General features: G+C 61.1%; 24 protein-coding genes. 16 read left to right on the forward strand and 8 right to left on the reverse strand.

The genetic code is table 11. The features are described from left to right. The first annotated feature begins 5 nt into the window (after positions 1-5). Genes ssuD through AEQ63_RS21755 form a run of 4 tightly spaced genes read left to right on the forward strand, consistent with a single transcriptional unit; the run spans position 6 to position 2,992 of the window. Positions 6-1,154, forward strand: coding sequence for an FMNH2-dependent alkanesulfonate monooxygenase (gene ssuD, locus AEQ63_RS21740; RefSeq protein WP_064364698.1), 1,149 nt, complete (start codon positions 6-8; stop codon positions 1,152-1,154). Between the two features lie 9 nt (positions 1,155-1,163). Then, the gene (gene ssuC, locus AEQ63_RS21745; RefSeq protein WP_064364699.1) at positions 1,164-1,946 is read left to right on the forward strand and encodes an aliphatic sulfonate ABC transporter permease SsuC; all 783 of its coding nucleotides are present in this window, start codon (positions 1,164-1,166) and stop codon (positions 1,944-1,946) included. Next, positions 1,943-2,749 (forward strand): aliphatic sulfonates ABC transporter ATP-binding protein, encoded by an 807-nt coding sequence (gene ssuB / locus AEQ63_RS21750; RefSeq protein WP_042607060.1) that lies wholly within the window; start codon positions 1,943-1,945, stop codon positions 2,747-2,749. The genes ssuC and ssuB overlap by 4 nt, the downstream gene beginning before the upstream one ends. Before the next feature lie 27 nt (positions 2,750-2,776). After that, on the forward strand, positions 2,777-2,992 hold the full coding sequence (locus AEQ63_RS21755; protein ID WP_003229256.1) for a TOBE domain-containing protein: 216 nt from the start codon (positions 2,777-2,779) through the stop codon (positions 2,990-2,992). Between the two features lie 161 nt (positions 2,993-3,153). Here the strand turns inward: AEQ63_RS21755 and AEQ63_RS21760 are convergent, their stop codons facing one another. Together AEQ63_RS21760 and AEQ63_RS21765 are read right to left on the reverse strand one after the other, a co-directional pair. Beyond that, positions 3,154-3,786, reverse strand: coding sequence for a TetR/AcrR family transcriptional regulator (locus AEQ63_RS21760; RefSeq protein ID WP_064364700.1), 633 nt, complete (start codon positions 3,784-3,786; stop codon positions 3,154-3,156). Between the two features lie 162 nt (positions 3,787-3,948). Continuing rightward, positions 3,949-5,325 (reverse strand): glutamine synthetase family protein, encoded by a 1,377-nt coding sequence (locus AEQ63_RS21765; protein ID WP_039757469.1) that lies wholly within the window; start codon positions 5,323-5,325, stop codon positions 3,949-3,951. Positions 5,326-6,053: 728 nt separating this feature from the next. Between AEQ63_RS21765 and AEQ63_RS21770 the strand changes: the two genes are divergently transcribed. The 7 genes from AEQ63_RS21770 to AEQ63_RS21800 all read left to right on the forward strand — a co-directional run bounded on the left by AEQ63_RS21770 (position 6,054) and on the right by AEQ63_RS21800 (position 14,412). Next, positions 6,054-7,412 carry a glutamine synthetase family protein gene (locus tag AEQ63_RS21770; RefSeq protein ID WP_042607058.1) on the forward strand — a complete coding sequence of 453 codons (1,359 nt, stop codon included), beginning with the start codon at positions 6,054-6,056 and terminating at the stop codon, positions 7,410-7,412. A gap of 56 nt (positions 7,413-7,468) precedes the next feature. After that, positions 7,469-8,833: an aspartate aminotransferase family protein gene (locus tag AEQ63_RS21775; RefSeq protein WP_064364701.1), complete on the forward strand. Its 1,365-nt coding sequence runs from the start codon at positions 7,469-7,471 to the stop codon at positions 8,831-8,833. 171 nt (positions 8,834-9,004) lie between these two features. Next, positions 9,005-10,117 carry a polyamine ABC transporter substrate-binding protein gene (locus tag AEQ63_RS21780; protein ID WP_042607056.1) on the forward strand — a complete coding sequence of 371 codons (1,113 nt, stop codon included), beginning with the start codon at positions 9,005-9,007 and terminating at the stop codon, positions 10,115-10,117. Positions 10,118-10,304: 187 nt separating this feature from the next. Continuing rightward, positions 10,305-11,402, forward strand: coding sequence for a polyamine ABC transporter substrate-binding protein (locus tag AEQ63_RS21785; protein WP_064364767.1), 1,098 nt, complete (start codon positions 10,305-10,307; stop codon positions 11,400-11,402). 63 nt (positions 11,403-11,465) lie between these two features. Then, a complete protein-coding gene (locus AEQ63_RS21790) occupies positions 11,466-12,608 on the forward strand; it encodes an ABC transporter ATP-binding protein (RefSeq protein WP_064364702.1) in 1,143 nt (380 codons plus the stop codon). Positions 12,609-12,643: 35 nt separating this feature from the next. Further along, complete coding sequence (locus AEQ63_RS21795) at positions 12,644-13,525, forward strand: ABC transporter permease subunit (protein ID WP_173867416.1); 882 nt, start codon at positions 12,644-12,646, stop codon at positions 13,523-13,525. After that, positions 13,522-14,412, forward strand: a complete 891-nt coding sequence (locus tag AEQ63_RS21800; protein ID WP_064364704.1) for an ABC transporter permease subunit — start codon at positions 13,522-13,524, stop codon at positions 14,410-14,412. Before AEQ63_RS21795 ends, AEQ63_RS21800 begins: the two co-directional genes overlap by 4 nt. A gap of 139 nt (positions 14,413-14,551) precedes the next feature. Here AEQ63_RS21800 and AEQ63_RS21805 read toward each other — a convergent pair whose 3' ends face one another. Continuing rightward, the gene (locus tag AEQ63_RS21805; RefSeq protein ID WP_064364705.1) at positions 14,552-15,193 is read right to left on the reverse strand and encodes an HD domain-containing protein; all 642 of its coding nucleotides are present in this window, start codon (positions 15,191-15,193) and stop codon (positions 14,552-14,554) included. A 311-nt stretch (positions 15,194-15,504) separates the two neighbouring features. Here AEQ63_RS21805 and AEQ63_RS21810 point away from each other — a divergent pair, with 311 nt between their 5' ends. Then, positions 15,505-16,470, forward strand: coding sequence for a GlxA family transcriptional regulator (locus tag AEQ63_RS21810; protein ID WP_064364706.1), 966 nt, complete (start codon positions 15,505-15,507; stop codon positions 16,468-16,470). A gap of 200 nt (positions 16,471-16,670) precedes the next feature. Here AEQ63_RS21810 and AEQ63_RS21815 read toward each other — a convergent pair whose 3' ends face one another. Beyond that, positions 16,671-19,079, reverse strand: a complete 2,409-nt coding sequence (locus tag AEQ63_RS21815; RefSeq protein WP_064364707.1) for a penicillin acylase family protein — start codon at positions 19,077-19,079, stop codon at positions 16,671-16,673. Between the two features lie 102 nt (positions 19,080-19,181). Continuing rightward, a complete protein-coding gene (locus tag AEQ63_RS21820; protein WP_042606511.1) occupies positions 19,182-19,760 on the reverse strand; it encodes a DUF6436 domain-containing protein in 579 nt (192 codons plus the stop codon). A 99-nt stretch (positions 19,761-19,859) separates the two neighbouring features. Between AEQ63_RS21820 and AEQ63_RS21825 the strand changes: the two genes are divergently transcribed. Beyond that, a complete protein-coding gene (locus tag AEQ63_RS21825) occupies positions 19,860-20,807 on the forward strand; it encodes an alpha/beta hydrolase (protein WP_042606512.1) in 948 nt (315 codons plus the stop codon). Between the two features lie 104 nt (positions 20,808-20,911). On the opposite strand, the gene AEQ63_RS21830 is transcribed toward AEQ63_RS21825, so the two are convergent. Further along, positions 20,912-21,643, reverse strand: a complete 732-nt coding sequence (locus AEQ63_RS21830; protein WP_024014712.1) for a DUF2059 domain-containing protein — start codon at positions 21,641-21,643, stop codon at positions 20,912-20,914. Between the two features lie 108 nt (positions 21,644-21,751). Here AEQ63_RS21830 and AEQ63_RS21835 point away from each other — a divergent pair, with 108 nt between their 5' ends. Further along, positions 21,752-22,384 carry a 2OG-Fe(II) oxygenase gene (locus AEQ63_RS21835; protein WP_064364708.1) on the forward strand — a complete coding sequence of 211 codons (633 nt, stop codon included), beginning with the start codon at positions 21,752-21,754 and terminating at the stop codon, positions 22,382-22,384. Positions 22,385-22,386: 2 nt separating this feature from the next. After that, positions 22,387-22,872 carry a DUF523 domain-containing protein gene (locus AEQ63_RS21840; protein WP_064364709.1) on the forward strand — a complete coding sequence of 162 codons (486 nt, stop codon included), beginning with the start codon at positions 22,387-22,389 and terminating at the stop codon, positions 22,870-22,872. 226 nt (positions 22,873-23,098) lie between these two features. Here AEQ63_RS21840 and AEQ63_RS21845 read toward each other — a convergent pair whose 3' ends face one another. Then, positions 23,099-23,662, reverse strand: a complete 564-nt coding sequence (locus tag AEQ63_RS21845) for a transporter substrate-binding domain-containing protein (protein WP_064364710.1) — start codon at positions 23,660-23,662, stop codon at positions 23,099-23,101. A 135-nt stretch (positions 23,663-23,797) separates the two neighbouring features. Between AEQ63_RS21845 and AEQ63_RS21850 the strand changes: the two genes are divergently transcribed. Continuing rightward, positions 23,798-24,223 carry a DUF4399 domain-containing protein gene (locus AEQ63_RS21850; RefSeq protein ID WP_039757489.1) on the forward strand — a complete coding sequence of 142 codons (426 nt, stop codon included), beginning with the start codon at positions 23,798-23,800 and terminating at the stop codon, positions 24,221-24,223. 122 nt (positions 24,224-24,345) lie between these two features. On the opposite strand, the gene serA is transcribed toward AEQ63_RS21850, so the two are convergent. Then, positions 24,346-25,575: a phosphoglycerate dehydrogenase gene (serA, locus tag AEQ63_RS21855; protein ID WP_025112046.1), complete on the reverse strand. Its 1,230-nt coding sequence runs from the start codon at positions 25,573-25,575 to the stop codon at positions 24,346-24,348. Positions 25,576-25,741 lie beyond the last annotated feature (166 nt).

Here is a 25,741-nt window from a genome sequence, read left to right on the forward strand (position 1 = left end):
ACTCCATGAGCCTCAATATCTTCTGGTTCCTGCCTACTCACGGCGACGGCCATTACCTTGGCACCGCCGAAGGCGCCCGCGCGGTTGATCACGGTTATCTGCAACAGGTCGCGCAAGCGGCGGATCGTCTGGGCTTTGGCGGGGTGCTGATTCCCACCGGGCGTTCCTGCGAAGACTCATGGCTGGTCGCGGCCTCACTGATTCCGGTGACCCAGCGTCTGAAATTCCTCGTCGCCCTACGCCCCGGGATCATTTCCCCGACGGTCGCGGCGCGCCAAGCCGCCACGCTTGATCGTCTGTCCGGCGGGCGTGCGCTGTTCAATCTGGTCACCGGTGGCGATCCGGAAGAACTGGCCGGTGACGGGCTGTTCCTCAACCATGAAGAACGCTATCAGGCCTCGGTGGAATTCACCCGCATCTGGCGCCGCGTGCTGGAAGGCGAAACCGTCGATTATGACGGCGAGCACATCAGCGTGAAGGGCGCCAAGCTGCTCTATCCGCCGATCCAGCAACCGCGTCCGCCGCTGTATTTCGGCGGTTCCTCGGAAGCGGCGCGGGATCTGGCCGCCGAGCAAGTGGAGATGGTTCTGACCTGGGGCGAGCCGCCAGCAGCGGTGGCCGAGAAGATTGCCCAGGTTCGCGCCAAGGCCGCCAAGCTCGGGCGCACCGTGCGCTTCGGCATTCGTCTGCACGTGATCGTCCGTGAAACCAACGCCGAAGCCTGGCAAGCGGCGGATCGCCTGATCTCGCATCTGGACGACGACACCATCCAGCGTGCTCAGGCCTCGCTGGCGCGCTTCGATTCGGTCGGCCAGCAACGCATGGCCGCGCTGCACGGTGGCAGCCGCGACAACCTCGAAGTCAGCCCGAACCTCTGGGCCGGCGTCGGTCTGGTGCGCGGCGGTGCCGGAACCGCGCTGGTCGGTGACGGCCCGACCGTGGCGGCGCGGGTCAAGGAATACGCGGATCTGGGCATCGACACCTTCATCTTCTCCGGTTATCCACACCTCGAAGAATCGTATCGGGTGGCCGAGCTGCTGTTCCCACACCTCGACGTCGAGCGCCCGGAACTGCCGAAAAGCGCCGGTTATGTCAGCCCGTTCGGTGAGATGGTCGCCAACGACATCCTGCCCAAAGCCGCGTCGCAGAGCTGAGGCGCGGCCATGAAGAAATTTATCCACAGCCTCGCGCCTTGGGCGTTGCCGGTGTTGCTGCTGGCGGTGTGGCAGTTGTCGGTGTCGGCGGGCTGGTTGTCGACGCGGATTCTGCCGGCGCCGGTGGCGGTGATCGAGGCCGGCGTCAGTCTGGTACGCAGCGGCGAGATCTGGACGCACCTGGCGATCAGCGGCTGGCGCGCGGCACTCGGTTTCACCATTGGCGGCAGCATTGGCCTGGTATTGGGTTTCATCACCGGTCTGTCGAAGTGGGGCGAACGCCTGCTCGACTCCTCGGTGCAGATGATCCGCAACGTGCCGCATCTGGCGCTGATTCCGCTGGTGATCCTGTGGTTCGGCATCGATGAGTCGGCGAAGATTTTTCTGGTGGCGCTGGGCACGTTGTTCCCGATCTACCTCAACACGTATCACGGCATCCGTAACGTCGACCCGGCGCTGGTGGAGATGGCGCGCAGTTATGGTCTGAGCGGTTTCAGTCTGTTCTGGCAGGGGATTCTGCCGGGGGCGCTGCCGTCGATTCTGGTCGGCGTGCGCTTCGCCCTGGGCTTTATGTGGCTGACGCTGATTGTCGCCGAAACCATCTCGGCCAGCTCCGGTATTGGCTACCTGGCGATGAATGCCCGTGAGTTTTTGCAGACCGACGTGGTGGTGCTGGCGATCCTGCTTTACGCGGTGCTCGGCAAACTTGCCGACCTTGCCGCTCGTGGACTTGAACGCGTGTGGCTGCGCTGGCACCCGGCCTATCAGGTTGCCAAGGGAGGTGCGGCATGACTGCTCAACAACCTCCACGCCTGCTGCGCGGGATTCCACTGGCGGTGCGCAACCTGCAAAAAACCTTCGGCGCGCGTCAGGTGCTGCGCGACATCGATCTGCACATTCCGGCGGGGCAATTCGTCGCCGTGGTCGGGCGTAGCGGTTGTGGCAAGAGCACGTTTTTGCGCTTGCTCGCCGGCCTCGACCAGCCGACTGGCGGCGAGCTGCTCGCCGGCTCCGCGCCACTCAGCCAGGCGCGCGACGACACGCGATTGATGTTCCAGGAAGCGCGACTGCTGCCGTGGAAAAGGATCATCGACAACGTCGGACTCGGGCTTAAAGGCAACTGGCGTCCGAAGGCTCTTGAAGCATTGGACGCGGTTGGCCTGGCAGATCGCGCCAATGAATGGCCGGCGGCGTTGTCGGGTGGGCAGAAGCAGCGGGTTGCACTGGCCCGCGCACTGATCCATCAGCCGCGTCTGCTGCTGCTCGACGAACCGCTCGGTGCACTGGATGCGCTGACCCGCATTGAGATGCAGCAATTGATCGAGCGTCTCTGGCAGCAACACGGCTTCACCGTGCTGCTGGTGACCCACGACGTCAGCGAAGCGGTGGCGATTGCCGACCGGGTGATCCTGATCGAGGACGGCGAAGTCGGCCTCGACCTGCACGTCGAGCTGCCGCGCCCTCGGGTGCGTGGCTCGCATCGCCTCGCCGCGCTGGAAACCGAAGTGCTTAACCGTGTTCTGTCCCTGCCCGGTGAACCGCCGGCGCCGGAACCCGTTTCACCCCTGCCTACGCAACTGCGTTGGGCGCAATAACTCAAGCAAACGACAGGAATCAATGCCATGACTATCAAAGCCATCAACGTGCGCAACCAGTTCAAAGGCTCGATCAAGGAAATCGTCCTCGGCGACGTGCTGTCGGAAATCGACGTGCAGACCGCTTCGGGCATCGTCACTTCGGTGATCACCACCCGTTCGGTCAAGGAGCTGGAACTGGTGGTCGGCAGCGAGGTGATCGCCTTTGTGAAATCCACCGAGGTGTCGATCGCCAAGTTGTAAGCCGGTGAACAAAAAACAACCCCGGAGGGTGTGAGCCCTTCGGGGTTTTTTGTGCCTGGCTTGAAATCGGCGGCGCGACTTTCGCGAGCAGGCTCGCTCCCACAGGGGAGCGCATTTCAAATGTGGGAGCGAGCCTGCTCGCGAAGGGGTCGGTGCATGCGCTAGGGATGCCTCTTCGGCAGGTACGTCGGTAGATACAGGCCGATATAGGCATCAAACACGCGCATCCCTTCCTCGGCCATGCGCGGGGTGATCTGCCCGTGCTGCTGCACCGAGCGGGCATACACCCGGTCGCCCAGTTCCATGGCCAGGGCAAACACATCGACATCGTCCGGCAGTCTCGGCAACTCGAAATGCTGGTCGAACAATTTGTGCATCAGGTCGCCCAGTTCCAGATCGTGCTGGCGGTCAGCCTGGGTCACTTCGGTCAGGCCATGTTGCGCCAGAATCAATTGCCGTGCGGCGGCATCCTGATCGTAGATCTCGAGCATGCGCTGTTCGACCAGTCGCGACAGATCTCGCCAGTCGCGCAAAGCATCATGATCGATCGGCGCTTGCAGGCAGGCGCGGAAGGCCGCGTGGACATCGGCGGTCAGCGCTTCGAGCAGCGCCGGGACGCTGGCGAAAAAGTGATACACGGAAGAGGGCGGAATCTGCGCGCGCTCGGCGACGCTGTAGATCGACAGGCTGGCCACGCCCTCGGCGGCGAGCAGCGTGCGCGCGGCGTCGAGTATCGAATCGATCCGCGCCTGACTGCGGGCACGGGGTTTGCGAACGGTGGCGGGACGCGTCATGGAAGTCTCCTGCGGGGCAGCGGGCATTGTACGCGGAGCGCCCATCCCGAATGCAATACGATCCCTGTGGCGAGCTCCCTCGCCACAAAGGGAAAGCAATCAGGCATAAAAAAGCGCTGCCGGCTGAAATAGCCGGCAGCGCTTTTTATTACCGCAAACCGTTTAAACGGTATGCAGATACCAGTTGTACTCAAGGTCGGAGATGGAGTGTTCGAATTCCTCCAGCTCGCTCTCCTTGCAGGCGACGAAGATATCGATGTACTTCGGATCGATGTACTTGGCCATCACCTCACTGTCGTCCAGCTCGCGCAGGGCATCGCGCAAGTTGTTCGGCAGGCTCTGTTCGTTCTGCTCGTAGCTGTTGCCTTCGACAGGTGCGCCCGGCTCGATCTGGTTGACCAGACCGTGGTGCACGCCGGCCAGTACCGAAGCCATCAGCAGGTACGGGTTGGCGTCGGCGCCGGCCACGCGGTGTTCGATACGCACGGCATCGGCCGAGCCGGTCGGTACGCGAATCGCCACAGTGCGGTTGTCCAGGCCCCAGCACGGCGAGTTCGGTACGTAGAACTGCGCGCCGAAGCGACGATACGAGTTGACGTTCGGGCAGAGGAAAGCCATCTGCGCCGGCAGGGTCTCGAGCACACCGCCGATCGCGTGACGCAGCGCGGCGTTCTGCTCGGGATCCTCGCTGGCAAAAATGTTTTTGCCGGCTTTGTCCAGAATCGAAATATGTACGTGCAGACCGTTGCCCGCCTGGCCCGGATACGGCTTGGCCATGAAAGTGGTGTCCATTTCATGGTCGTAGGCGATGTTCTTGATCAGACGCTTGAGCAGCACTGCGTAGTCGCAGGCCTTGATCGGGTCGGCGACGTGGTGCAGGTTCACTTCGAACTGCGCCGGGGCACTTTCCTTGACGATCGCATCGGCCGGGATGCCTTGCTCTTTGGCGCCTTCGAGAATGTCCTGGAGGCAGTCGACGTATTCGTCGAGGTCGTCGATCAGGTAGACCTGAGTCGAGTGCGGACGTTTGCCGGAGATCGGCGAGCGTGGCGGCTGCGGACGGCCGTTCACGTTTTCCTGATCGATCAGGTAGAACTCGAGTTCGAAGGCGGCGCAGATGGTCAGGCCGAGCTCGTCGAACTTGGTCACCACCTGACGCAACACTTCACGGGGATCGGCGAAGAACGGGTCGCCTTCGAGTTCGTGCATGGTCATCAACAGTTGCGCGGTAGGGCGCTTCTGCCATGGCTCGTTGCACAGGGTATCGGGGATCGGATAGCAGATGCGATCGGCGTCGCCGATGTCCAGGCCCAGACCGGTGCTTTCCACCGTGGAGCCGTTGATATCCAGAGCAAATAGAGAGGCCGGCAGGTTGATGCCTTTCTCGTAAACCTTGTGGAGGCTGGTGCGTTCGATGCGCTTGCCGCGCACCACACCATTCATATCCGCAATCAGAAGGTCAACGTACAGAACCTCAGGATGTTCCTTAAGGAACGCGTTCGCTTCGTTAAGCTGAACGGCACGCGGGGGTACCGACATGATGCAACACCTTTGTTGTTAAAAATATCAATCATTGATCTTTTCTGGTTTCAGTCAACCCGAACGGCCTGCCGAAGTCAAGCGAGGCCTTTTTTGCCCCGAAAAAGCGCTTGAAGGGCATTTATGGGGCACTTTGGGGCGTTTTTTCAAACCTTGAACGTTGCTCAACTGCGGGCTTGAGCAGGCCGTGTTGTATTTTTTACGGGGGTGTTGTGTAAAAAAATGAACAAGGCTAAGCTCCGGTCAAACCCATAACAGCAATAATACCGGGGTGCTTCATGTCTCGCCTGCCGTTAATCGGCATCACCGACTGCTTGCAACAGTCCGGTCTGCATGCTCATCACATCAGTGGCGATCAATCCGTCCGTAGCGCAGCCAGCAAGGCGCGCAGCCTGTCGACGATACTCTCGTCAACAGTCGGCAAAACGGCAGCGTCCGATATTCTGGACGTCGGACACAGCATCCGCTTTATGGCGTCCCCTTCCACTATAGAACTCTTTCCCTCTCAAAGCCCATGCCGCGCTCAGCGTCGTGCTGGTGATTCTGCACGCTTGCAAAGTGCACGGGAAATGCAACACCAGCGTAAAGGGCAGGTAAGCTCCTCTTTCATTGTCTATGCGCGGTGCCAGGCGTAAGCCGGCACTGCGCGAGCAAGCCCCCCTTAACGCGACGCCCCAAGCGTCAAAATTGCCTGACATAGCGTCAGGAGACTCAGCCCAGAGGCATTTATGAGTAACAACCTCGACCAGCTCACCGATTGGTTGAAAGACCGCAAGATCACAGAAGTCGAATGCATGATCGCTGACTTGACCGGGATCACCCGGGGCAAGATTTCGCCGACCAACAAGTTCATCGCCGAAAAAGGCATGCGGCTGCCGGAGAGCGTGCTGTTGCAGACCGTGACCGGCGACTACGTCGAAGACGACATCTATTACGAACTGCTCGACCCGGCCGACATCGACATGATCTGCCGCCCCGACCAGAACGCGGTGTACCTGGTGCCGTGGGCCATCGAGCCGACCGCGCAGGTGATCCACGACACCTACGACAAGCAAGGCAACCCGATCGAGCTGTCGCCGCGCAACGTCCTCAAGAAAGTCCTGAAGCTGTATGCCGACAAGGGCTGGCAGCCGATCGTGGCGCCGGAAATGGAGTTCTACCTGACCAAGCGCAGCGACGACCCCGACTATCCGTTGCAGCCGCCGATCGGCCGCTCGGGCCGTCCGGAAATCGGTCGGCAGTCGTTCTCCATTGAGGCGGCCAACGAATTCGACCCGCTGTTCGAAGACGTCTACGACTGGTGCGAACTGCAGGAGCTGGACCTCGACACGCTGATCCACGAGGACGGCACGGCGCAGATGGAAATCAACTTCCGTCACGGCGACGCCCTGTCGCTGGCCGACCAGATTCTGGTGTTCAAGCGCACCATGCGTGAAGCCGCGCTCAAGCACGACGTGGCCGCGACATTCATGGCCAAGCCGATGACCGGCGAGCCGGGCAGCGCCATGCACCTGCATCAGAGCATCATCGACATTCAGACCGGCAAGAACGTCTTCTCCAACGAAGACGGGACCATGAGCCAACTGTTCCTGCATCACATCGGTGGCCTGCAGAAACTGATCCCCGAGCTGTTGCCGCTGTTCGCGCCGAACGTCAACTCGTTCCGCCGCTTCCTCCCGGACACCTCGGCACCGGTGAACGTCGAGTGGGGCGAGGAGAACCGCACCGTCGGCCTGCGCGTACCGGATGCCGGCCCGCAGAACCGCCGCGTGGAAAACCGTCTGCCGGGCGCCGATGCCAACCCGTATCTGGCGATCGCCGCGAGCCTGCTCTGCGGCTACATCGGCATGGTTGAGGGCCTCAACCCGAGCGCGCCGGTGGTCGGTCGTGGTTACGAGCGCCGCAACCTGCGCCTGCCGCTGACCATCGAAGATGCGCTGGAGCGCATGGAGAACAGCAAGACCGTCGAGAAATACCTCGGCAAGACCTTCATCACCGGCTACGTCGCGGTCAAGCGGGCCGAGCATGAAAACTTCAAGCGCGTGATCAGTTCCTGGGAGCGTGAGTACCTGCTCTTCGCCGTCTGATACGCCGGGCGCGGCGGCCAGCCGTCGCGCCTTCACCGATAACAAGGAGAATTGGCATGACCAGCAACAACCCGCAAACCCGTGAGTGGCAAGCGCTGAGCAGCGATCACCACCTGGCCCCGTTCAGTGATTTCAAGCAGCTGAAAGAGAAGGGCCCGCGGATCATCACCAACGCCAAGGGCGTTTACCTGTGGGACAGCGAAGGCAACAAGATCCTCGACGGCATGGCCGGCCTGTGGTGCGTGGCGATCGGTTACGGCCGCGATGAACTGGCCGATGCCGCCGCCAAACAGATGCGCGAACTGCCGTACTACAACCTGTTCTTCCAGACCGCCCACCCGCCAGCGCTGGAACTCGCCAAGTCGATCGCCGACGTCGCGCCTGAAGGCATGAACCATGTGTTCTTCACCGGTTCCGGCTCCGAAGGCAACGACACCATGCTGCGTATGGTTCGCCACTACTGGGCGATCAAGGGCCAGCCGAACAAGAAAGTCATCATCAGCCGCAAAAACGGTTATCACGGTTCCACCGTGGCCGGCGCGAGCCTCGGCGGCATGACCTACATGCACGAGCAGGGCGACCTGCCGATTCCGGGCATCGTCCACATCGCGCAGCCGTACTGGTTCGCTGAAGGCGGCGACATGTCGCCGGAAGAGTTCGGCATCTGGGCGGCCAATCAGCTGGAAGAGAAGATTCTCGAAGTCGGCGTCGACAATGTCGGTGCCTTTATTGCCGAGCCGATCCAGGGTGCCGGTGGCGTGATCATTCCGCCCGATACCTACTGGCCGCGCATCAAGGAAATCCTTGCCAAGTACGACATCCTTTTCGTCGCCGATGAAGTGATCTGCGGTTTCGGCCGTACCGGTGAGTGGTTCGGTAGCGATTTCTACGACCTTGCGCCTGACATGATGACCATCGCCAAGGGCCTGACTTCCGGCTACATCCCGATGGGCGGGCTGATCGTGCGTGATTCGGTGGTGGCCGTGCTCAATGAAGGCGGTGATTTCAACCACGGTTTCACTTACTCCGGGCACCCGGTGGCAGCAGCGGTGGGCCTGGAAAACATCCGCATCCTGCGCGAAGAAAAAATTATCGAGAACGCCCACAACGAAACGGCACCGTATTTGCAGAAACGTCTGCGCGAGCTGAACGATCACCCATTGGTGGGTGAAGTTCGTGGCGTCGGTCTGCTGGGGGCGATCGAGCTCGTGCAGGACAAGGCCACGCGCAAGCGTTATGAAGGCAAGGGCGTCGGCATGATCTGCCGGCAGTTCTGCTTCGACAACGGCCTGATCATGCGCGCAGTCGGCGACACCATGATCATCGCGCCGCCGCTGGTGATCAGCAAAGCCGAGATCGATGAGCTGGTTACAAAAGCACGCAAGTGTCTTGACCTGACCCTCAATGCGCTGCAGGCCTAGGTGCTAGGCTTTGAGCGGGGGAGCTGCGGCGCACTCGCTCAAAGCTGTCAGAAAGGCTGGTCTTTTGTTGAAAGACCGCCTCGGATCTTGCCAGACTAGCCGCGGTTCCGGTTGTCCGGGTTCGGCCGCTGAACAAAGTGGTTCAAAAAAGAAAAATTTGGAGCATGACGCATGAAGGCATTAGGTAAAAAGCTAGCTGGCAAGACTCTGCTCGCGCTGTCCATGGCGGGCATGATGGCGGGTGCGGTGCACGCGGACGACAAGGTACTGCACGTCTACAACTGGTCCGACTACATCGCGCCGGACACCGTGGCCAACTTCGAGAAAGCCACCGGGATCAAAGTCGTCTACGACGTCTTCGACAGTAACGAAACCCTGGAAGCCAAGCTGCTGGCCGGCAAATCCGGTTACGACATCGTGGTGCCTTCCAACAACTTCCTCGCCAAGCAGATCAAGGCCGGCGTCTACCAGGAGCTGGACAAGTCCAGACTGCCGAACTGGAAAAACCTCGACGAAGACCTGCTCAAGGCTGTTGGCGACGCCAGCGACCAGGGCAACAAGCACGCCTTCCCGTATATGTGGGGCTCGATCGGCATCGGCTACAACCCGGCCAAGGTCAAGGCTGCGCTGGGCATCGACAAGATCGATTCGTGGGACGTGGTATTCAAGCCGGAAAACATCGAGAAACTCAAAAGCTGCGGCGTGAGCTTCCTCGATGCACCGACCGAAATGATTCCGGCGGCATTGCACTACCTGGGCAAGCCGACCAACAGCAAGGACAAGGCTGACCTCAAAGCCGCCGAAGACCTGTTCCTGAAGATCCGTCCTTCGGTTGCCTACTTCCACTCGTCCAAGTACATCTCGGACCTGGCCAACGGCAACATCTGCGTCGCCGTCGGTTACTCGGGTGACCTGGAGCAATCCAAGACCCGCGCTCAGGAAGCCGGTGACAAGGTCAAACTGGCCTACACCATTCCGAAAGAAGGCGCTGGTACTTTCTACGACATGGTCGCCATTCCCAAGGATGCCGAAAACGTCGAAGCCGCCTACAAGTTCATGAACTACCTGCTGGAGCCGCAAGTGATGGCCGGCATCACCAACGCCGTGCGTTTCCCGAACGGCAACAAGGCCGCGACGCCTCTGGTGGACAAGGACATCACCAGCGACCCGAGCATCTATCCGTCGGCTGAAGTGAAGAAGCAGCTCTATGCGATCAGCGATCTGGACGCCGCGACACTGCGTCTGATCACTCGCAGCTGGACCAAGATCAAATCGGGCAAATAAGCCGGTTTGTCGCCACAACCACTGGCCGTCGTCGCCGCGACGGCGGCCAGCGGATAATTAAATGACAGAAAGTTTTGCTGGATCGGTTTTTCGAAGGTAAGTTGCGCGCCGGTTTTGTTGTCGGGCAGCCATGGCTGTCATGCAGCGCGGGGGCAACTTGGGCCCAATCAATCTAGAGGACCTCCACTTGCCTGTATTTTCTTCTTTGCGCAAAGCCCTGCTGGCCGCTGCCGGCCTGACCATCGCTGTCGGAGCCCACGCCGCCGGTACGGTGCATATTTATAACTGGTCCGATTACATCGGCGAATCGACCCTGGCCGACTTCGAGAAAGAGACCGGAATCAAACCGGTCTACGACGTTTTCGATTCCAACGAAACCCTGGAAGGCAAGCTGCTCGCCGGGCGCACCGGTTACGACGTGGTCGTGCCGTCGAACCACTTCCTCGGCAAGCAGATCAAGGCGGGCGCGTTCCAGAAGCTCGACAAGACCCAGTTGCCGAATTATTCCAACCTCGACCCGGCGCTGCTCAAGCGTCTGGAGCAGAACGATCCGGGCAACCTCTACGCCGTGCCGTATCTGTGGGGCACCAACGGCATTGGCTACAACGTCGACAAGGTCAAAGCCGTGCTCGGCATCGACAGGATCGACTCCTGGGCCGTGCTGTTCGAACCGGAAAACATCAAGAAACTGCACAGCTGTGGCGTCGCGTTCCTCGATTCGGCAGATGAAATGATGCCGACCATGCTTAATTACCTGGGCCTGAACGCCAACAGCACCAATACCAAGGACTACGAAAAAGCCACCGCCAAGCTGCTCGCGGTGCGTCCTTATGTGACCTATTTCCACTCCTCGAAGTACATCGGCGACCTGGCCAACGGCGACATCTGCGTGGCGATCGGTTTCTCCGGCGACATCTTCCAGGCGAAGAACCGTGCCGAGGAAGCCAAGAAGGGCGTCAACATCGCCTACTCGATTCCGAAAGAGGGCGGCGCGCTATGGTTCGACATGCTGGCGATCCCCAAGGATTCGTCCAACGTCAAGGAAGCCCACGCCTTCATCAATTATTTGCTGAAACCTGAGGTGATTGCCCAGGTCAGTGATTACGTCGGTTACGCCAACCCCAATCCGGGTTCGGACAAGCTGATGGAACAATCCATTCGCACCGATGAAGCGGTTTACCCACCGCAAGCCGTCCTCGACAAGACCTACGTGTCGACCGAGTTGCCAGCCAATATTCAGCGTTTGATGACCCGCAGCTGGACCAAGGTCAAGTCGGGCAAATAACGCACAAACTATCCAGGGTTCGTCTTGCGTGGCGAACTGCTGCTTCTGTTGGGAGTTTCGTAAATGGCAGTTGCCTCCGGCGCCTACAAGAAAGCCCTCGAGGGCGACCAGACACCGAAACAGGTGCTGGTCAAAATCGACCGGGTCACGAAGAAGTTCGACGAGACGATTGCCGTGGACGACGTGTCCCTGGAAATCAAGAAGGGTGAGATCTTCGCCCTGCTCGGCGGTTCGGGATCGGGCAAATCCACCTTGCTGAGGATGCTGGCAGGCTTCGAACGGCCCACGGAAGGGCGGATTTTCCTCGACGGCGTCGACATCACCGACATGCCGCCGTACGACCGTCCGATCAACATGATGTTCCAGTCCTACGCCCTGTTCCCGCACATGACCGTGGCGCAGAACATCGCCTTCGGCCTGCAGCAGGACAAGATTCCCAAGGCCGAGATCGACGCACGTGTGGCCGAGATGCTCAAGCTGGTGCAGATGAGCCAGTACGCCAAGCGCAAGCCGCATCAACTGTCCGGCGGTCAGCGTCAGCGCGTGGCCCTGGCCCGTTCGCTGGCCAAGCGGCCGAAGCTGCTGCTGCTCGACGAGCCGATGGGCGCGCTGGACAAGAAACTGCGCTCGCAGATGCAGCTGGAACTAGTGGAAATCATCGAGCGCGTCGGCGTGACCTGCGTGATGGTGACCCACGACCAGGAAGAGGCCATGACCATGGCCGAGCGCATCGCGATCATGCACCTGGGCTGGATCGCGCAGATCGGCAGCCCGATCGACATCTACGAAACCCCGACCAGCCGTCTGGTCTGTGAATTCATCGGTAACGTCAACATCTTCGAAGGTGAAGTCATCGACGACGCCGAAGGCCACGCGACCATCACTTGCAAGGACCTCGACCGGCAGATCTACGTCGGCCACGGTATCAGCACCTCGGTGCAGGACAAGTCGGTCACCTACGCGATCCGCCCGGAGAAGCTGCTGGTCACCGCCGATCAACCGACCTGCGAGTACAACTGGTCGAGCGGCAAGGTCCACGACATCGCCTATCTGGGCGGGCATTCGGTGTTCTACGTCGAATTGCCGAGCGGCAAACTGGTGCAGTCGTTTGTCGCCAACGCCGAACGTCGCGGCGCGCGTCCGACCTGGGGCGATCAGGTCTACGTGTGGTGGGAAGACGACAGTGGCGTGGTACTTCGCTCATGAACATGCGCAAATTCAAACGCCGCATCAACCGAGTCATCCCCAATGGCCGGCAGCTGGTCATCGGGGTGCCGTTCATCTGGCTGTTCCTGTTCTTCATGCTGCCGTTCTTCATCGTTCTGAAGATCAGCTTCGCCGAAGCCGACGTGGCGATTCCGCCGTACACCGAGATCTACACCTACGCCGAGCAGAAGCTGCAACTGCTGCTGAACCTGGGCAACTACGCGATGCTCGGCGACGACGAGCTGTACATCGCCGCCTACCTCGGCTCGCTGAAAATGGCCTTTATCAGCACCGTGCTCTGCCTGCTGATCGGTTATCCGATGGCCTACGCCATCGCCAGCGCGCGCAAAGAGCTGCAAACGGTGCTGGTGCTGCTGATCATGATGCCGACCTGGACCGCGATCCTGATCCGCGTCTACGCGTGGATGGGTATTCTGAGCAACAACGGCCTGCTCAACGGTTTCCTGATGAGCATGGGCCTGATCGACGAGCCGCTGCAGATCCTCAACACCAACCTCGCCGTGTACATCGGTGTGGTCTATTCCTATCTGCCATTCATGATCCTGCCGCTGTACGCCAACCTGGTGAAGCATGACCAGAGCCTGCTGGAAGCCGCGTCTGACCTGGGTTCGAGCACCTTCAACAGCTTCTGGAAGATCACCATTCCGCTGTCCAAGAACGGCATCATCGCCGGCTGCATGCTGGTGTTCATTCCGGTGGTCGGCGAGTTCGTCATTCCAGAACTGCTCGGCGGCCCGGAAACCCTGATGATCGGCAAGGTGCTGTGGCAAGAATTCTTCAACAACCGCGACTGGCCGGTGGCGTCCGCGCTGGCGGTGGTGATGCTGGCGATCCTGATTGTGCCGATCATCCTGTTCAACCGCAGTCAGGCGAAGGAAATGGAGGGTAAAGAATGAAGCGCTTGCGTTTCTCCAGCCTGATGCTGGTACTGGGTCTGATCTTCATCTATCTGCCGATGCTGATCCTGGTGATCTACTCGTTCAACGCCTCGAAACTGGTAACGGTGTGGGGCGGCTGGTCGATCAAGTGGTACGTCGGCCTGCTGGACAACTCGCAATTGATGGGCTCGGTGCTGCGCTCGCTGGAAATCGCCTGCTACACGGCGGTTGCTGCGGTGGCGCTGGGTACACTGGCGGCGTTCGTGCTGACGCGCATCACTCACTTCAAGGGTCGCACGCTGTTCGGCGGCCTGGTGACTGCGCCACTGGTGATGCCGGAAGTGATCACCGGTCTGTCGCTGTTGCTGCTGTTTGTGGCGATGGCGCAGATGATCGGCTGGCCGCAGGAACGCGGCATCGTCACCATCTGGATTGCGCACACCACGTTCTGCGCGGCGTATGTGGCAGTGGTGGTGTCGGCGCGTCTGCGTGAGCTGGACCTGTCGATCGAAGAGGCGGCGATGGACCTGGGGGCGCGGCCGTGGAAGGTGTTCTTCCTGATCACCATCCCGATGATCGCGCCATCGCTGGCGGCGGGCGGGATGATGTCGTTCGCGCTGTCGCTGGATGACCTGGTGCTGGCGAGCTTCGTCTCCGGCCCGGGTTCGACGACCCTGCCGATGGAAGTGTTCTCGGCGGTGCGGCTCGGTGTGAAGCCGGAGATCAACGCGGTGGCCAGCCTGATTCTGCTGGCGGTGTCGCTGGTGACCTTCCTCGTCTGGTTCTTCAGCCGCCGCGCCGAAGAAGCACGCAAGAAAGCCATCCAGCAAGCCATCGAAGAAAGCGCTGCCGATTCGTGGAAGCAACCGGACGCGCGTCGCGCGCCTGCGCCACAGGCTGTGTGAGCCGAAGGGTTGGTCTCATTTCCGAGGCCAACCCAAATCCAGACTGTAGGAGTGAGCCTGCTCGCGATAGCGGTGTGTCAGCCAGGCATTATTCGGCTGACACTCCGCTATCGCGAGCAGGCTCACTCCTACAGGGGGTTTAGGCAGTCCAGGGAGATTGGCGGATGACTTGGACGAAATTCATCGGCTTGAATCCCGGCTCCTGATCCACCAGCACATCGGTCTTCACATTGCCGAACGTGGTCTGCGGACGATGGCGCAAGCCATCGGCGAACGCGCAGATGATGCACTCCTTGAAACCCTCCCCGCGTGGATGCGCATGCACCACGGCTTCGCGCTGCACGCTGCTGAAGGCCGCGTAGTCCATGCCCAGCACGTCCATCTCCACCCCGGCCGTCACCAGTGCCACGGTCGGGCGCAGATGCTTGGGCACGCCCGGCGTGGTGTGCAATGCAATCGACAGCCACACCTGCTCGATGTCGTCGTCGCTCAGCCCGTACGGCTTGAGAAACGCTGCCGCGGCATTCGCGCCGTCCACCTCGAAACGTTCGTCATCGCTGCGATGGCCTGCGACCAGACCAAGGTCATGGAACATCGCGCCGACGTACAGCAGCTCCGGGTTGTAGGCGAGTTGCTGGCGCTCGCCGCTCAAGGCACCGAACAGAAACACTCGACGCGAGTGGTGATAGAGCAGGTCGGATTCGATGTCGCGGATGTATTCGGTGGTGGCCCGGGCGAGGGCGCTGTCAGGGATCTTGATGCCGGCGATGGTGCTGGTCATAACGGTTTCCTCGTCGAAAACGCCGTCGTGGCGCTGCTGGAGAAAGTCTGTTCCCGGCGCGCCAGGCGAGCAATCGAGTCATGGCTGCGATCCTTGCCATTGCACCTGCAAATCGTGCCAAGCTCGCTTGTCGGGTGTGGATTGGCCAGGTTGGCTCGATCAACAGACCAGGCCCGGTCCATGTGGGAGCGAGCCTGCTCGCGAAGGCGGTGTGTCATTCGGCCGCTATGTTGCGTGTGATGACCTCTTCGCGAGCAGGCTCGCTCCCACAGGTTGGTGTGTTTGTCACAGGTATTGAGGACGTTTGAGCCATGAACAAATCCGTCGCCATCGTGGTATTCCCCGGCGTGCAGTCACTGGATGTCAGCGGCCCCATGGACGTGTTCGCCGAAGCCAACCGCTTCCTCGCGCCGCAGGATCACTATCGCTTGCAAGTGATCGGCCTCGAGCACGGGCCGATGGCCTGTTCCAACGGCATGAGCCTGAACGCCCACTGCCACTTCAGCGAAGCAACCGATAGCCCCGACCTGTTGCTGGTCGCTGGCGGCCCGCAATTGCCGTTCATGGATTTCGGCCCGACGTTCGACGCCTGGCTGCGTGACGCCTGTGGTCGCGCCCGGCGTTGCGGCTCGATCTGCAACGGCGCGTTCATGCTCGCCCGCGCCGGTTTGCTCGAGGGGCGCACCGTCACCACGCACTGGAACGATGCCGAGGCGCTTGCGCAGTTGTGCCCCACCACGCGGGTCGAGGCGGATCGCCTGTATGTCGAGGACGGCACGCTCTACACCTCGGCCGGGGTCACGGCGGGCATTGATCTGTCGCTGTACCTGTTGGCGCGCGATCACGGTGCCGAGGTGGCGCTGAGTGTGGCGAAACGGCTGGTGGTGTTCACCCAGCGCTCGGGCGGACAATCGCAGTTCAGCCCGTTCCTCACGCCGCATGCCGAACCGACATCAGCGGTGGCGCTGGTGCAGCTGTATGTGTTGGCCAATCTCACCGGCGACCTGACGATTGCCGATCTGGCCAATGCAGCGAACATGAGTGCGCGCAATTTCTCGCGGGTGTTCGCGCGAGAAGCCAAAGTGACCCCGGCGGAATTCGTCGAACGGGCGCGGGTGGACGCAGCGCGGGTCATGCTGGAAAGCACCACGGCGCCGTTGAAAACCGTGGCGTATCAGTGCGGGTTTCGGGATGCGCAGCATATGCGCAGTGTGTTCAACCGGCGCTTGGGCGTGACGCCCCAGCAGTTTCGGCTGAATTTTGCGCTGGATGTTTGATCCGGGCTTGAGCTCGAAAGCCCTCACCCCAGCCCTCTCCCAGAGGGAGAGGGGGCCGACCGCGGTGTCTGGCGTGTTACATCGACCTGAAAGACCTTATCGATTATGGATTCGGTGCCAATCTTGCACGTCGGCGTTTCTCCCCAATATCCCCAATCGGTCCCCTCTCCCTCTGGGAGAGGGCTAGGGTGAGGGGCTCTTCAGGGCTTGCGCGCAGGCAACAGCTTCAACGTACTCCGCGTATTCGCCAGCACCTCTTCCTCGCTGAAATGCGCCTGCACATAAATCCCCTCCACATACGCCTCGGCCTGATCGTCATAGTGATTGTCCAACGGCACGCCGCTCTGGCCGACCGGATTGATCGTCAGGGCATGCACCGCATCGGCAAAATCCACCAGACGCCGGGTCGACGGTCCATAGGTCACCGGCCATGGCGCCGGGCCGATTTTCGCCGAGAGGTTGTTCGGCACTTCGTGGCTGCCTGGCGCCGCGAACGGGCCGACATTGAACAGCCGATCCAGTGGCTTCTGCTGGCCCAGCGGATGGCCATGGGTCAGGGTGTGCGCCGCGCCCCACTGCCAACCCGCCACACCGTCGCCGAGGGTCAGTTGCAGATGCTGCATGCTCGCCGCCCATGCCGTGCGCACGACGTCGGCGCGGGTTTCTCTGACCGGCGTGCTGCGATTGTCCCACCAAGGTGAATCAGCTCTCGCCGCCAGTCGCGGCAAGGCGGAATCGATGACCCGCGTCGACAGCATCGTTTCGAAAAAGTCATTGCCCAACTCATCGCGCATCGCTGCGTCGGCAAGGTCGTAGAGGAACTGGTTGAACACCGTCGCGCTGACCGAATTCAGCGGATAGTCGCCGGGCCATTGCGCCAATTGCTCGACCAGTTTGCGTTGCGCCGGATCGCTCACCACTTCACGCAACACGGGCAACAGCGGCGCCAACAGACGCGGGCCGTAGCCGGTCGTCGTGCCCAGCTGCAGTTTCTGGTTGGCCTCGTTGCTCCACTTAACCCGGTTGTCGCTGAGCTGACGATCAAGCTGCTGGCCGCGATCGGCGAGGTTGTAGTAACCGGGAATCTCCATGCCGGTCGGCGATACCGGCTGGAAGTTGGCCGAGACGATATAGCCGCGTGCCGGGTTCTCTTCCTGCGGGTTGGCGCTGAACGGGTAGTAGCCGTCCTTGTCCGCCTCAGGCGTGCTGCCGTCGAGAATGAAGCCCGGTTTCACCCCGGCCGGGCGTTTCGGCAGCAAGGCCGAGGCCCACCAGGCGATATCGCCCTTGGCGTTGGCGTAAACCAGATTCAGACCCGGCGCCTGCACCTTGGCCGCCGCCGCGCGGGCCTTGGCCAACGTGTCAGCGCGGTTGAGCTGGTAAAAGCCGTCGAGGATCGGGTTGGGTGTTTCGAGGAATGCCCACCACATCGCAATCGGGGTCTTGCCGGCAGCGCTGCCGAGGGCATCGTTGACGATCGGCCCATGCGGCGACTGGCGCAAGGTGATCGTCACCGGCGCCTGACCCTTCACATTGATCTGTTGCTCGCTGACGAGCAGGTCGGTCCATTGGCCGCGATACCAGACCTGATCGGGATTGTCAGGGTTGACCTTCTCGGCGATCAGATCGAGGTCATCGTTCTGGAACATGGTCAGGCTCCAGCCGAAATCGAGGTTGTGCCCAAGGAACGCGAACGGCACCAGCGCCTGATGATGGCCGTACAACTCGAAGCCCGGCGCCGACAGCTGCGCCTCGTACCACACCGACGGCACCGAAAAGCGGATATGCGGATCGCCGGCCAGCAACGGCTTGCCACTCTGGCTGCGGCTGCCGGCGATGACCCAAGCGTTGCTGCCCTCGAACTGCGGCAGACCGTTGTCGATCAGTGCCTGTTCGCTGAGGCGGGCGAGGGCGGTGAGGTCCTGCCAGTCGCCGGCGGCGAGGGCTGGCGGATGCCTGGTGTGATCCGTGGCAAGTACGCCTTTGGCCTGCCAGTCAAGATCGAACACATTGAGGTAATCGGCGCCGAGCTGATCGCGCACGTAGGTCAGCAGCGGCTCGGTGCGAAACGCGGCGGCAAAGCTGTAGGCCATGTAACCGGCGACGCTGATGCTGTCTTCGGCGGTGAACGGCCGCTTGGGGATGCCCAGCACGTCAAACTCGATCGGCGCGGCGTGGCTGTCCTGATACTGGTTGATGCCATCCAGATAGGCTTGCAGGCCCCTCCACGCCGGCGACTGCTTGTCCAGGCTGGCGACGTAACTGGCGGCGCGCTCGCGGATGCGCAGGCTGCGAAACAGCTTGTCGGTGTCGAGCAGTTTCGGCCCGAGCACTTCGGCCAGCTCACCGCGGGCGAGGCGACGCAGGGCTTCCATCTGGAACAGGCGATCCTGCGCGTGCACATAACCGAGGGCGCGATAGAGGTCGGTTTCGTTCTCGGCGCGGATATGCGGCACACCGCGCTCGTCATAGCGCACGGTCACCGAGCCTTGCAGGTTGCGCAGCTCGACCTGACCCTGGCGCGTCGGCTGCTTGCTGTAGATATAGCCGCCAGCGGCGCAGAGCAGGACAACGATGAGCAAGGCAACGACGATCAACGCACGCTTCATGGTGACTCCTTGTGCAGGCGGGAGGGCCGCCCGTCGGGCTGCAAACATTTAGCACAGAGCATCTGTGCGGTGCAGCGCTGTCCTTGAAAAGTCCGGAATGCCTTACCGCGCATCCGCCGGCCACGGGCAATAACAACCCACCGCCAAGGTGTGCGTAGCGTTCACCGGGCGGTCTTCCGTCAGGGCATGCAGGATCGGTTCGATAAAGCTGTTGCTGGAGTTGCAGGTCAGGCCTTCGCTGTACGGGCCGAAGTAGGCCAGTTTGCCGCTGCGATCCCAGATCGCCACGGCGGGGCTGGCGGGAATCTGTTCGGAGCCGGGCAGGATGATGATGGTTTTCAGGCCGGCGAGGGTGGCGGGCAACTGACCGTGGCTGCCGGGTTTTTGCACGGCGAAGAACTCCACGCCGCGCGCGCCGAACTGTTCGACCATCTCGCTCAGGTGCTGTTGATTGCCGACGTTGCACGGACAGGCCGGGTCCCAGAAGTGCACGAGACGGATATTGCCCGGCCCGGCGAGGTCGTCCGGCAGGCGCAGCGGATCGCCGGAAAACACCGCCGTGTGTTCACTGAACGCACGCAGATAGCGGCCCTGAAACCAGTCATATGCCGCCCACAGCACCCCGGCGCAGATCAGCGCGAGCAGGCTGGCGAACAGTGCGGTGCGGTAGGGCGAACGCATGGTTTCGGAATCTGAAAAGGTTGGGTAGCTTGCCATGCTTGCTCCGACAGATGAATATCGCAGGCCGATAAAGTCCGTTAACCGCTTTGGAATGTGCGCATGCCCGATACTTTCGACCCCGATCATTTACGCGCGAGCCTCAAGCCGTTGGCCGAGTGGCAGCCGTTATCGGATGAGGCGAAGGCTTATCAGCGCTTCTACAAGACCGACTTCGCCGAGCGCGATGTGTGGCGCGGCATGGGGCGTTTCGAAGTCGATGGCTACGAACTGGTCAGTCATTGCTGGTGGCCGGAGAAGGTCAAGGCGACGCTGTTTCTGCTGCACGGTTACTACGATCACATCGGCCTGTACCGGCATGTGATCGAGTGGGCGCTGGATCAGGATTTCGCGGTGATTGCCTGCGACTTGCCGGGGCATGGACTGTCGAGCGGGCCGCGGGCGAGCATCCGCGATTTCGCTGAATATCAGCACATGCTGCAAGCGTTGTTCGCTGAAGCGACTTCGATCGCGCTGCCGCAGCCGTGGCATTTGTGCGGGCAGAGCACCGGGGGCGCGATTGTCGTCGATCACCTGCTCAACCATGGCGAGAACAGCCCGGCGCAGGGCCAGGTGATTCTGCTGGCGCCGCTGGTGCGACCACGGGCCTGGGGCTGGTCGCAGTTGAGTTATTACCTGCTGCGGCCATTTGTTCGCGGCGTCGCGCGGCGCTTCAGCGAGAATTCCAACGACCCGGATTTTCTACCGTTTCTGCAGGCCGATCCGTTACAGCCAAGACGTCTGCCAACGAAATGGGTGGGCGCGTTGTCGCGCTGGATCATCCGCGTCGAGCACGCGAAAAAAAGTCCGCGACGGCCGCTGATCATTCAGGGGCAGGCGGACATGACGGTCGATTGGCAGCACAATCTGCAGGTATTGAAATGGAAGTTCGACCGCCCGCAGATTCTGCTGCTGGCCGAGGCACGGCATCACCTGGCCAATGAGACGGTAGAGATGCGTGAGGAGTATTTCGAGTTCTTGAGCAAGCGGATCAGGGGGCGGAATCTGTAGCGGCTGTGCGGGCCTCTTCGCGAGCAGGCTCGCTCCCACAGGGGAATGCGTTACAACTGTGGGAGCGAGCCTGCTCGCGAATGCGATCTTTCAGGCAACGAAGATCACTGGCCGACCGCCAACCCCGCCCGAATCGCCGCCAGCGCCGCCTGATAGTAAGCCTTGCCCTCGGTCGACTCGGCAAACGTCGCAAACTCTTCCAGCTCTTCATCCGACAAATCGCGATAAACGTAGAGCAGGGTGTTGTTCAGATCGGCGCCGATCTGATCCATCAGTCGCTGGCGCTGACCATTCAACATGCCCTGCGCCTGACCACCGCCGAGCAATCCCGGGATCATCGAACTCAAACTGTCCGCCGCCACGCCGGCAATCGCCAGACTGACCTCGGCGCCAGCCTCGCGGGCCGGCAAGGCTTGCGCCAGGTGGCCGATGATCAGCAAACGACTGTCGCTGGCCTGCATTTTTGGCAGGCCCTGGGCATTTTTCGCCAGTTGATCGCGGCGGGTCGCGAGCAGTTCGGCGGCGACGATTTTCTTGCCCAGCGGTGACTGGAAAAAGGTCAGCGCCGGTTTCGGATCAGCGAGTTTCTGTCGCAGTTGCGCTTCGGCGCGTTGATCCATGGCCTGCGCGGCGAACCGCTGGTTGCTGTTGTTGACCAGTGCTTGAAACACCGCAGGCGGCAGGCTGTTCTGATAGCGCTGCTGGGCGGCGCTCAGGGCATCGTTGAAATGCGCGCGTTGTTCTGGCCAGCCGGCGACCTTGTACAACTGATCGTGGCCGTCCGCCCAGGCGGGCAATACGCAGAACATCAACAGTGAAAAAAGCAAACGGCGCATAGGGACTCCTGTCAGCAGCGGACTATTGTCCGTGCGGTGCCGGTACTTGTCGAGAATTCGTAGCAAGCCGCTGCGTGGCTCTGTCGGATTTATTGCCGTCGGCATACTATGCGCGCCATGCCGATATCCTCTGAACACCCACTGCTGTTACGCATTGTCGATGACCTGGCCGAACACGGCTGGTCGCAGCAGAACATCTTCCTGCCCGCCGATCTGACCCGGGCGCTGGCGGCCGAGTGCCGTAAACGTGAGGCCGAAGGTGAACTGGCGCCGGCGGCGGTCGGGCGCGGGCCGTTTTCGGAGATTCGCGAGGGTATTCGTGGCGATCACATTCAGTGGATCGACCCCGGCCAGGCCGACGCTACCGACCGCTATCTGAGCCTGATGGACAGTCTGCGCGAGGCGCTCAATCGCGGACTGTTTCTGGGCCTCGAAGATTTCGAATGCCATTTCGCCCTGTACCCGCCCGGCGCGTTTTATCGCAAGCACGTCGACCGCTTTCGCGATGACGACCGACGCATGGTGTCGGCGGTCATCTACCTCAACGACGCCTGGCTGCCGGAGGACGGCGGCCAGTTGCGCATGTACTTGAACGATGAGCGTGTGCACGATGTGCAACCTACCGGCGGTTGTCTGGTGGTGTTTCTCTCCGGCGAAGTCCCCCACGAAGTATTGCCGGCTCATCGCGAGCGGCTGTCGCTGACCGGGTGGTTCCGTCGCCGTGGCAACGAGCCGTTCTGAGCATGGAAAAGATTCTGGTCAGCCGCTGCCTGTTGGGCCATCGCGTGCGTTATGACGGTGGCGCGAGTGGTCCGTTTGATCTGCTTGAGCAGTGGATTGCCGAGGGCCGTGTAGTGCCGTTGTGTCCTGAGGTGGCCGGTGGTTTGCCGACGCCGAGGGCGGCGGCGGAGATTCCCGGCGGGCAGGGCGGTGAGGTGCTGGATGGCAATGCTGCAGTCATCACTGCCGAAGGCGAGGATGTCAGTGCGCAGTTTCTCGAAGGTGCGCGCCAAGCGCTGGAACTGGTGCAACGGCACGGCATCAGGGTGGCGGTGCTCAAGGCCAACAGCCCTTCGTGCGGGAATCTGCTGACGTATGACGGGACGTTCAGTGGGGTCAAGGTCAGTGGCGAAGGGGTGACGGCGGCGTTGCTCAGGCGTCATGGTGTTCGGGTGTTCAATGAGCTAGAGCTGGATGAGGCGGCGGTGGCTTTGGCAGCTTTGGACTGATCCGCAATAGTTGCCCTCACCCCAGCCCTCTCCCGGGGGGAGAGGGGGCCGACCGAGGTGTCTGGCGCTGTCCATCGACCTGAAAGACCTTGGCGATTATGGGTTCGGCAAAGCCATGATCAGTCGATTTCGGATTCGGTATAGCAATCCCAAGTCGGCGTATCACTAAAGCATCCCCCCAATCAGTTCCCTCTCCCTCCGGGAGAGGGTTAGGGTGAGGGGGCTCTTACGGTTTCAACCACTTCTGCGACAACGCCGCCAACCGCCCATCCGCCTTGATCCGTTCCAGCGCGCTCTTGAGGCTGGCCTGAAACGCCGGATTGCCCTTTTGAAACGGAATCGCCAGTTCCACCGGCGCCGCCGCTTTCGGCTTCTCTTCGGTCAACGCCTGCACCAGCACCATCGGCCGTGGCGTCTCGTCCTTCTTCGCGAGCAGTTGCCCATCGACCTCGCCGTAGGGCTCGCTGAAGTCGAAACGATCCTTGAGTTCGGGTGTCAGTGCTATGTGGTTGAGCGCGACGTCGTACTTGCCGCTTTCAACGCCCTGGAGCAGATCGCCCTCGTCGGTGACGATGAAATCGGCGCGTACATCCAGCTCCTTGGCAAGAAGTTGCCCAAGCTCGACCTCGAACCCCGTGAGTGTGTCGCCTTCCTTGTAATTGAAGGGCGGTGTATTAGCCTCAATGGCTATGCGCAACTCGCCACGGTCGTTGACGTCATCAATCAGTTCGGCGTGAGCCAGCGGGCTCAGAAGGGGTAGCAGGCAGATCAGGCCAGGCAGCAAGCGCATGGTCACTCCTTTGAAATCATTATCGCGACGCTCTGATTCAGGCTCGCTTTGCTATGGTTGTCGAGTGCCTTCGACAACGAATGGTCATGAAGTTGTCATGACCGTGCGGATTTTACGGAAAAACTGGAGAAGAAAATGAAAAGCTTTATGTCACGTGCAGCGTTGGCCGGTGTGCTGATGGGGGTTTCGGTGCTGGCCAGTGCGGCAACGCCGGCTCCCAAGGATGCTGAAGTGTTCATCGTTTCTCCCGAGGACGGCGCTACGGTCTCCCAGGAATTCAAAGTCAAGTTCGGCGTCAAGAACATTGCGCTGGCCCCGGCGGGTGATACCACCAAGAACACCGGCCACCATCATCTGTTGATCGACGTCGACGACCTGCCGGCCGAAGGCGCGCCGATCCCGACCGACGCGCACCACATGCATTTCGGCAAGGCGCAGACCGAAGCCACGATCAAACTGGCCCCCGGCAAGCACACCTTGCAATTGATCCTCGGCGACAGCGGCCACATGCCGTTCGACCCATCGATCGTTTCGGAAAAAATCACGGTTAACGTGAAATAAAAAAAGGGAGCCCTTCGGGGCTCCCTTTTTTATTCAGCTACAAGTGGCTGGCTGCAAGCGGCAAGTTAAAACAAGAGCGCTGTTCACTTGCCGCTAGTAGCTTGAAGCTTGCCGCTGCTTTTCTAGAACAGGACGCGACTACGGATAGTACCGTTGACGTGTTGCAGCTTCTCTTGCGCCAGCTCCGAGTACTCGGCGTCGACGTCGATCACCACGTAGCCGACCTTCTCGTTGGTCTGCAGGAACTGACCGGAGATGTTGATGCCGTTTTCGGCGAAGACCTTGTTGATCTCGCTCATCACACCCGGGATGTTCTCGTGGATGTGCAGCAGGCGGTGCTTGCCAGGGTGAGCCGGCAGGGCCACTTCCGGGAAGTTGACCGACGACACCGAAGTACCGTTGTCGCTGTACTTGACCAGTTTTTCCGCCACTTCCAGACCGATGTTGGCTTGCGCTTCGGCGGTCGAGCCACCGATGTGCGGGGTCAGGATCACGTTGTCGAGGCCACGCAGCGGGCTTTCGAACTCTTCGTCGTTGGAGCGTGGCTCCACCGGGAACACGTCGATGGCTGCGCCGATCAGGTGCTTGTCCTTGATCGCGTCCGCCAGGGCGTCGAGCTCGACCACGGTGCCGCGTGCAGCGTTGATCAGGATGCCGCCCTTCTTGATGGCGCGGATTTCCTTCTCGCCGATCATCCACTGGGTCGCCGCGGTTTCCGGGACGTGCAGGGTGACGATGTCGGACATGCCCAGCAGCTCATGCAGATTGCCGACTTGGGTAGCGTTGCCCAGTGGCAACTTGGTCACGGTGTCATAGAAGAACACCTGCATGCCCAGGCCTTCCGCGAGAACCGACAACTGCGTACCGATCGAGCCGTAGCCGACGATGCCGAGCTTCTTGCCACGGATCTCGAACGAGTTGGCCGCGGATTTGATCCAGCCGCCACGGTGGCAGGAAGCGTTTTTCTCAGGGATGCCGCGCAGCAGCAGGATCGCTTCGGCCAGTACCAGTTCCGCTACGGAACGGGTGTTGGAGTACGGCGCGTTGAACACGGCGATACCGCGCTCGCGGGCCGCACTGAGGTCAACCTGGTTGGTGCCGATGCAGAAACAGCCGACCGCGACCAGTTTCTTCGCGTGATCGAAGATCTCTTCGGTCAGTTGCGTGCGCGAGCGAATGCCGATGAAGTGAGCGTCAGCGATCTTTTCCTTGAGCTGGGCTTCCGGCAAGGAGCCAGTCAGGTATTCGATGCTGGTGTAGCCCGCCGCCTTGAGGACGTCGACAGCCGATTGGTGGACGCCTTCGAGAAGAAGGAACTTGATCTTGCTCTTATCGAGAGAAGTCTTGCTCATCTGCGTAAACCTGTATCCCGGAGAAAAATGGCAGGGAGGGGCGCAGCCTGGAGCTGACCCAAACGGCAGGAAAGCCGTCACCGCGGATCTGGCCTTGGGCACTGTCCTGCGGGGTCGGTATGCTAGCATAGCCACCCCGCTAAACACTCATTCCTGCGACGTGAAG

The sequence above is a fragment of the Pseudomonas sp. RIT-PI-o genome (assembly GCF_001297215.1).
Taxonomy (GTDB): Bacteria; Pseudomonadota; Gammaproteobacteria; order Pseudomonadales; family Pseudomonadaceae; genus Aquipseudomonas; species Aquipseudomonas moraviensis_A.